This is a genomic window from Neisseria sp. P0021.S006 (genome assembly GCF_051956895.1).
Genome location: NZ_JBQCWZ010000065.1, coordinates 1 through 6,044, shown reverse-complemented (window position 1 = coordinate 6,044; position 6,044 = coordinate 1). Strand labels below are relative to the sequence as shown.

Sequence of the window (6,044 nt, the reverse complement as noted above, 5' to 3'; positions counted from 1 at the left end):
TCGATGTCTTCGGTTTGCGTGTTGGCGCGTCCGAACAGGCTCTGCATACGGCGCATCAGGCGCTCGCCGTTGCGGCGGTTGAAAAAGCCGATGTCGTTCATCACGCTTTCCATGTGGGCGACCATGCCTTTGATTTGCTCATGGGTCGCAGCGTGGTCTTCCTGTTGAAGATGGGTCATGGGCGAATCGGTTTGGCTGAAGATTTCGTAGCACACGACCTGCACGGCTTGGGCGAGGTTGAGCGAGAAATAGTCGGGATTGCCGTTGATGGTCATCAGTCGGTTGCAGGCTTGGACTTCTTCGATGCTCAAGCCGAAAGTCTCGTTGCCGAAAACCAGTGCCACTTTTTCGCCTCGGTTGGCGGCCTGCAGTAATTCGGGCACCAAATCGCGCGGGGTTTGCAGCGGCGCGGTGATTTCGCGGCGGCGACTGGTCAGGGCGCAGGCGATGGTGGTGTCGGCAAGGGCTTCGTCCAAAGAGGCAGCAATGGTGGCATTTTCCAAAACGTCTGCCGCACCGGAAGCGAGGATGAAACTTTCTTCCGGTAATTTAAACGATTGCGGATGCTCCGGATCGAATACGGGCGGATTTTCCGTCATCGGCGTTGCCATCAGATTGGGGGCAACGATGGTCAGTTTGTGCAGGCCCATTGTTTTCATGGCGCGGGCGGCGGAGCCGATATTGGCGGGATGGCTGGTACGCGTGAGGATGATGCGGATATTGTCCAGATAGGCGGGCAGGGCGGGTTTTTCGGAAGTCATGTTTTGTTTTCTGTTTGTACGGGAATCAGGTATAATGCGCCATCTTTTTGTTTTCAGACGGCCTTTTTCCATGCCGTCTGAAATGTTCTTTAACAGCATCGGAAACGATTAACAGCCTCTTGTGTGCCTGTTCGGCGCATTAGGGCGTATTTTACCTGAATTAGGAAGAAAACCATGAATCCGTTTTTAAATACCGCTTTCAAAGCCGCCCGTAAAGCAGGGCAAATGATGATTCGCGCCGCCGGCAATCTGGATGCCGTCAAAGTAGACAGCAAAGCATTCAACGACTTCGTTTCCGATGTTGACCGCAGCTCCGAGATGATTTTGGTGGAAGCGCTCAAAGAAGCCTATCCGCATCATAAAATCACTTGCGAAGAAGGCGGCTCCCACGGTAAAGCCACCGCCGAGTACGAATGGATTATCGACCCGCTCGACGGCACAACCAACTTCCTCCACGGCCATCCCCAATACGCCATCTCTATGGCACTCCTGCACAAAGGCGTGTTGCAAGAAGCTTTGGTGTACGCACCTGAGCGCAACGACGTATACATGGCTTCCCGCGGCAAAGGCGCGTTGCTCAACGACCGCCGTATCCGCGTTTCCAACCGCATCGAATTGAACCGCTGCCTGATTGGTACCGGCTTCCCTGTTGTCGATCAAAGCATGATGGACAAGTATCTGGCGATTTTGAAAGATTTCTTGTCAAAAACCGCCGGCGGCCGTCGTGAAGGCGCGGCTTCTTTGGATTTGTGTGCCGTTGCGGCCGGCCGTTTGGACGGTTTCTTTGAGTTCAACCTCAAACCTTGGGATATTGCCGCCGGTGCATTGATTGTCCAAGAAGCAGGCGGCATCGTTACCGATATGTCCGGCGATGAAGGCTGGTTGGAAAGCGGCGACATCGTTGCGGCCAATCCTAAAGTATTGGCACAAATGCTGAAAATTATTTCTGAACACCAATAAGCTTTTGTAGGGAACGGTCTGTATTTATCGTGACAGGCTAGAGTTTAAACAATCGGTAAAAGGCCGTCTGAAACCTGAAATAGGGTTTCAGACGGCCTTTTATTTTGTTATTAACGGATTCGGATAAGAGCTGAAAATACGGCTTTTAAAGGAAGCGTTTTTAATTTTGTCTGTATTTTCTATTGCTTCGCAGTTATGATATGGATACGTTTGGCTGAAATAATGCCGCATGCAATCATAAAAATAGAAAGCAGAGGAGAATAATGAAACGAGATTTTGAAGCAGTAAAACGCATTGTTATTAAGATTGGAACCAGTTCGTTGGTGTTGCCAAACGGCAAAATCAATTTGGCAAAAATCGACCAACTGGCCTTTGTCATTTCCAGCTTGGTCAGTAAGGACAAAGAAATTGTGCTGGTGTCTTCCGGCGCGATGGGCTTTGGGCTGAATGTCCTCAACATGGAAAAACGTCCGGCGGAAATGGCGCAGCAGCAGGCTGTTTCCAGCGTCGGCCAAGTGGCCATGATGAGCCTTTACTCGCAGATTTTTTCCCATTATCGGATGACGGTATCGCAAATCCTGCTGACGCGTGATGTGGTCGAATATCCGGAAAGTTTGGCAAACGTTACCAATGCTTTTGAATCCCTGCTTTCCATCGGCGTCATCCCTATTGTCAATGAGAACGACGCGGTCAGCGTGGATGAGATGGACCATGCCACCAAGTTTGGCGATAACGACCGTTTGTCGGCAGTCGTGGCGAAAATCGTTAAAGCCGATTTGCTGATTATGTTGTCCGATATTGACGGTTTGTTTGATAAAAATCCGGCTGTTCACGCCGATGCCAAGCTGCGCAGCCATGTTGCCGATATTACCGAAGAAATTATTGCTTCTGCCGGCGGATCGGGCAGTAAGTTTGGTACGGGCGGCATGTTCAGTAAGATTAAGAGTGCGCAGATGATGTTTGAACATCACGGCCAGATGGTGTTGATGAACAGCGCCAATCCGCGCGATATTCTTCAGGTTTTAGATGGCGCGCCTATTGGAACGTGGTTTGCACAAGAGAAATAGGGAGGTTTGATGAGCTATATCGAACAGTTGGGCAAGAATGCCCAAAAAGCCAGTAAAACGTTAATCAGCTTGGGAAGCTTGGAAAAAAACAATCTGCTGCGTCAGGTTGCAACGGCGTTGGTTGAACAGGCTGAGATGATTTTGGCAGAAAATGCCCGCGATTTGGCCGCTGCAAAAGAAAACGGCATTTCGGACATTATGCTCGACAGGCTGCGTTTGAATCACGAACGCATCAAAGGCATTGCGGAAGGCGTTGGGCAGGTTGCCGATTTGCAGGACCCAATTGGGCAGGTTGTCCGCGGCTATATCAATTTGGACGGTTTGAAAATAGTTCAAAAACGCGTGCCTTTGGGCGTGGTTGCCATGATTTTTGAAAGCCGCCCGAATGTTTCGGTCGATGCGTTTTCTCTGGCCTTTAAAACCGGCAATGCCATTATTTTGCGCGGCGGTCGCGATGCCATCCATTCCAATACCGCATTGATTGCCGTCATCAGGCAGACTTTGGTAAAAGCGGGGATGGATGCCGATGTGGTGCAGCTGGTTGAAGATACCAGTCATGCTGCCGCTGAGGAATTGATGCAGGCGGTTGATTATATTGATGTACTGATTCCGCGCGGCGGCGCGCGCTTGATTCAGACGGTGAAAGAGAAATCGAAAGTTCCCGTCATTGAAACCGGAGTCGGTAATTGCCATATTTATGTGGATGACAGTGCCGATTTGGAGATGGCGGTCAATATCGTCGTGAACGCGAAAACGCAGCGTCCGAGCGTGTGCAATGCCGCGGAGTCTTTGGTTGTTCATGAAAAGATAGCGGAAGCGTTTTTGCCAAAACTGGAAGAAGCCGTTGCCAAAGTGCATCCGATCGAATTTAGAGCCGATCAGGAAGCGCTGCGTATTTTTAAAAATGCTGTTTTGGCAACCGAGGAAGATTACAGTACCGAGTTTCTTGACTATATTATGTCGGTCAAAACGGTAAAATCAGTGGAAGAAGCCGTCGATTGGATTAACGGCCATACGACGCATCACTCGGAAGCGATTGTGACCCAAAGCATTGCCCATGCCGAGTTTTTCCAAGAAAGCATTGATGCGGCGGCGGTTTATGTCAATGCGTCCACTCGGTTCACCGACGGCTTTGTTTTCGGATTGGGCGCGGAAATTGGTATTTCCACCCAAAAAATGCACGCCCGCGGCCCGATGGGTTTGGAAGCGCTGACTTCGACCAAGTTCTACATCAACGGCAACGGTCAGATCCGACGTTGATAAACGCCCCTCAACTTCATCAATTTGCGTATAATGGCGGGAAATTTGATTTTTCCCGAACAACCGATTTAGTAAAAAGGAACACACCATGTCCTCTATCCACGATCAAATCAAAGAAGTCGTTACCACACACCGCGTCGTATTGTTCATGAAAGGCACGAAGCAATTTCCGCAATGCGGCTTCTCTTCCCGTGCCGTACAAATCCTCAATGCGGCAGGTTGCACCGACTATGTGACTGTCAACGTATTGGAAAACGATGCCGTACGCCAAGGCATTAAAGAATACAGCGACTGGCCGACCATTCCTCAACTGTACGTTAACGGCGAATTTGTCGGCGGCTCCGACATTTTGATGGAAATGTATGAAGCAGGCGAACTGCAAGAATTGCTGAAAGCTTAATTATCCACAATATTCCGTAATGTAAAATTGTTGACAAAGGCCGTCTGAAACCCTGATTCAGACGGCCTTTCGCATGAATACGCACTTTGCGCGCCATGCGAAAAAAAGTATAATCCCCCTCCATCAACGCAATTCGGAAAATCAACATGAACGTTACCGTTATCAACCACCCTTTAGTCCGCCACAAACTCACGCTGATGCGTGAAGCGGATTGCAGCACTTACAAATTCCGCACGCTTACCACCGAGTTGGCACGTCTGATGGCATATGAGGCCAGCCGTGATTTTGAAATTGAAAAATATATTATTGACGGCTGGTGCGGCTCTATTGAAGGCGACCGCATCAAAGGCAAAACGCTGACCGTTGTCCCGATTTTGCGTGCCGGTTTGGGTATGCTTGACGGCGTACTCGACCTGATTCCGACTGCCAAAATCAGCGTTGTCGGCTTGCAGCGCGATGAAGAAACTTTGAAACCGGTTTCTTATTTTGAAAAATTTGTCGACAGCATGGACGAACGTCCCGCACTGATTATTGACCCAATGTTGGCGACCGGCGGCTCTATGGTTGCCACCATCGACCTTTTAAAAGCCAAAGGTTGCCGTAACATCAAAGCATTGGTATTGGTTGCCGCTCCGGAAGGCGTAAAAGCCGTCAATGACGCGCATCCTGATGTAACCATCTACACTGCCGCGCTCGACAGCCACTTGAACGAACACGGCTACATCATTCCCGGTTTGGGCGATGCCGGCGATAAGATTTTCGGTACACGTTAATTGAAATGTTTAAGGCCGTCTGAAAAGTGTCAAACCTAAACTTTCAGACGGCCTTGTTATATGGTTTGCTTTAAAACCCACATCAGAAAGGACAATCATGAGCTTCCAAGATAATCTTGCCGCCATGCCTGCCATCGATCATTTGAGCGGCTTAGATATTCTCGACAAAGAGGGCAATGTGGTTCATCACATTCCCAATGCACCCGGCAAACAAGGCTCGCTCAAGCTTTACCATGCTTTGGCGCAAGAGTTTGGCGGTAAACTTGACGCAGCGGCGGCAGAACGCGGCCTGGCATGGTTTGCCGAACATGTTGCCGATGCCGAAGCCAATCCGGGCAAACATCCGAATATTGATTTGCTGTTTAAAGTGAAAGCTGAAAATGCCAGCCTGACTTTGAAACCATTGGCTGCTTAATGAATACAAAAAAGGCCGTCTGAAAACAATTTTCAGACGGCCTTTTTATATGCTTAAAGCCTCAAGCGATAGAGGCTTCAACGAATGCAGTCAGTTGACCTTTAGCCAATGCGCCAACTTTAGTGGCAACGTTTTCGCCGTTTTTGAACACCATCAGGGTAGGGATGCCGCGAACGCCGAATTTGGCAGGAGTGGCTTCATTGTCGTCGATGTTGATTTTAACGACTTTCAGACGGCCTTGGAATTCGGAGGCAATGTCGTCCAAGATTGGGGCGATCATTTTGCAAGGGCCGCACCATGGTGCCCAGAAGTCCAGCAATACAGGTACGTCGGATTTCAAAACGTCTTGTTCGAAGCTGGCATCGCTGGCGTGGATAATCAATTCGCTGCTCATGTTTGTTTCCTTTT

General features: G+C 49.5%; 8 protein-coding genes. 6 read left to right on the top strand and 2 right to left on the bottom strand.

Annotation, left to right across the window (positions count from 1 at the left end; all coding sequences use genetic code 11):
* On the bottom strand, positions 1-761 hold a 761-nt coding region (locus tag ACTHUM_RS10365), incomplete at its 3' end, for an RNA methyltransferase (protein WP_440402848.1).
* Positions 762-935: 174 nt separating this feature from the next.
* Between ACTHUM_RS10365 and ACTHUM_RS10360 the strand changes: the two genes are divergently transcribed.
* The 6 genes from ACTHUM_RS10360 (at position 936) to ACTHUM_RS10335 (ending at position 5,636) form a co-directional block, all read left to right on the top strand.
* On the top strand, positions 936-1,721 hold the full coding sequence (locus ACTHUM_RS10360) for an inositol monophosphatase family protein (protein WP_004519521.1): 786 nt from the start codon (positions 936-938) through the stop codon (positions 1,719-1,721).
* A gap of 263 nt (positions 1,722-1,984) precedes the next feature.
* Entirely contained in the window at positions 1,985-2,788 is an 804-nt protein-coding gene (proB, locus tag ACTHUM_RS10355) for a glutamate 5-kinase (RefSeq protein ID WP_049335562.1), read from the top strand.
* 9 nt (positions 2,789-2,797) lie between these two features.
* Complete coding sequence (locus ACTHUM_RS10350; protein ID WP_049335564.1) at positions 2,798-4,048, top strand: glutamate-5-semialdehyde dehydrogenase; 1,251 nt, start codon at positions 2,798-2,800, stop codon at positions 4,046-4,048.
* Positions 4,049-4,136: 88 nt separating this feature from the next.
* Positions 4,137-4,448: a Grx4 family monothiol glutaredoxin gene (grxD, locus tag ACTHUM_RS10345; protein WP_003681608.1), complete on the top strand. Its 312-nt coding sequence runs from the start codon at positions 4,137-4,139 to the stop codon at positions 4,446-4,448.
* Between the two features lie 146 nt (positions 4,449-4,594).
* Positions 4,595-5,221: a uracil phosphoribosyltransferase gene (gene upp / locus ACTHUM_RS10340; protein WP_004519527.1), complete on the top strand. Its 627-nt coding sequence runs from the start codon at positions 4,595-4,597 to the stop codon at positions 5,219-5,221.
* A 97-nt stretch (positions 5,222-5,318) separates the two neighbouring features.
* Positions 5,319-5,636, top strand: a complete 318-nt coding sequence (locus ACTHUM_RS10335) for a DUF2322 family protein (RefSeq protein ID WP_049335566.1) — start codon at positions 5,319-5,321, stop codon at positions 5,634-5,636.
* Between the two features lie 61 nt (positions 5,637-5,697).
* Here ACTHUM_RS10335 and trxA read toward each other — a convergent pair whose 3' ends face one another.
* Positions 5,698-6,030, bottom strand: coding sequence for a thioredoxin TrxA (trxA, locus tag ACTHUM_RS10330; RefSeq protein WP_003681479.1), 333 nt, complete (start codon positions 6,028-6,030; stop codon positions 5,698-5,700).
* Positions 6,031-6,044: the final 14 nt, after the last annotated feature.

What these genes read in the sequence shown, in the direction of transcription:
- grxD (WP_003681608.1), top strand. Translation starts at nt 4,137, where the DNA reads ATGTCCTCTATCCACGATCAAATCAAAGAAGTCGTTACCACACACCGC.
- ACTHUM_RS10350 (WP_049335564.1), top strand. Translation starts at nt 2,798, where the DNA reads ATGAGCTATATCGAACAGTTGGGCAAGAATGCCCAAAAAGCCAGTAAA.
- trxA (WP_003681479.1), bottom strand. Translation starts at nt 6,030, where the DNA reads ATGAGCAGCGAATTGATTATCCACGCCAGCGATGCCAGCTTCGAACAA.
- ACTHUM_RS10360 (WP_004519521.1), top strand. Translation starts at nt 936, where the DNA reads ATGAATCCGTTTTTAAATACCGCTTTCAAAGCCGCCCGTAAAGCAGGG.
- upp (WP_004519527.1), top strand. Translation starts at nt 4,595, where the DNA reads ATGAACGTTACCGTTATCAACCACCCTTTAGTCCGCCACAAACTCACG.
- ACTHUM_RS10335 (WP_049335566.1), top strand. Translation starts at nt 5,319, where the DNA reads ATGAGCTTCCAAGATAATCTTGCCGCCATGCCTGCCATCGATCATTTG.
- proB (WP_049335562.1), top strand. Translation starts at nt 1,985, where the DNA reads ATGAAACGAGATTTTGAAGCAGTAAAACGCATTGTTATTAAGATTGGA.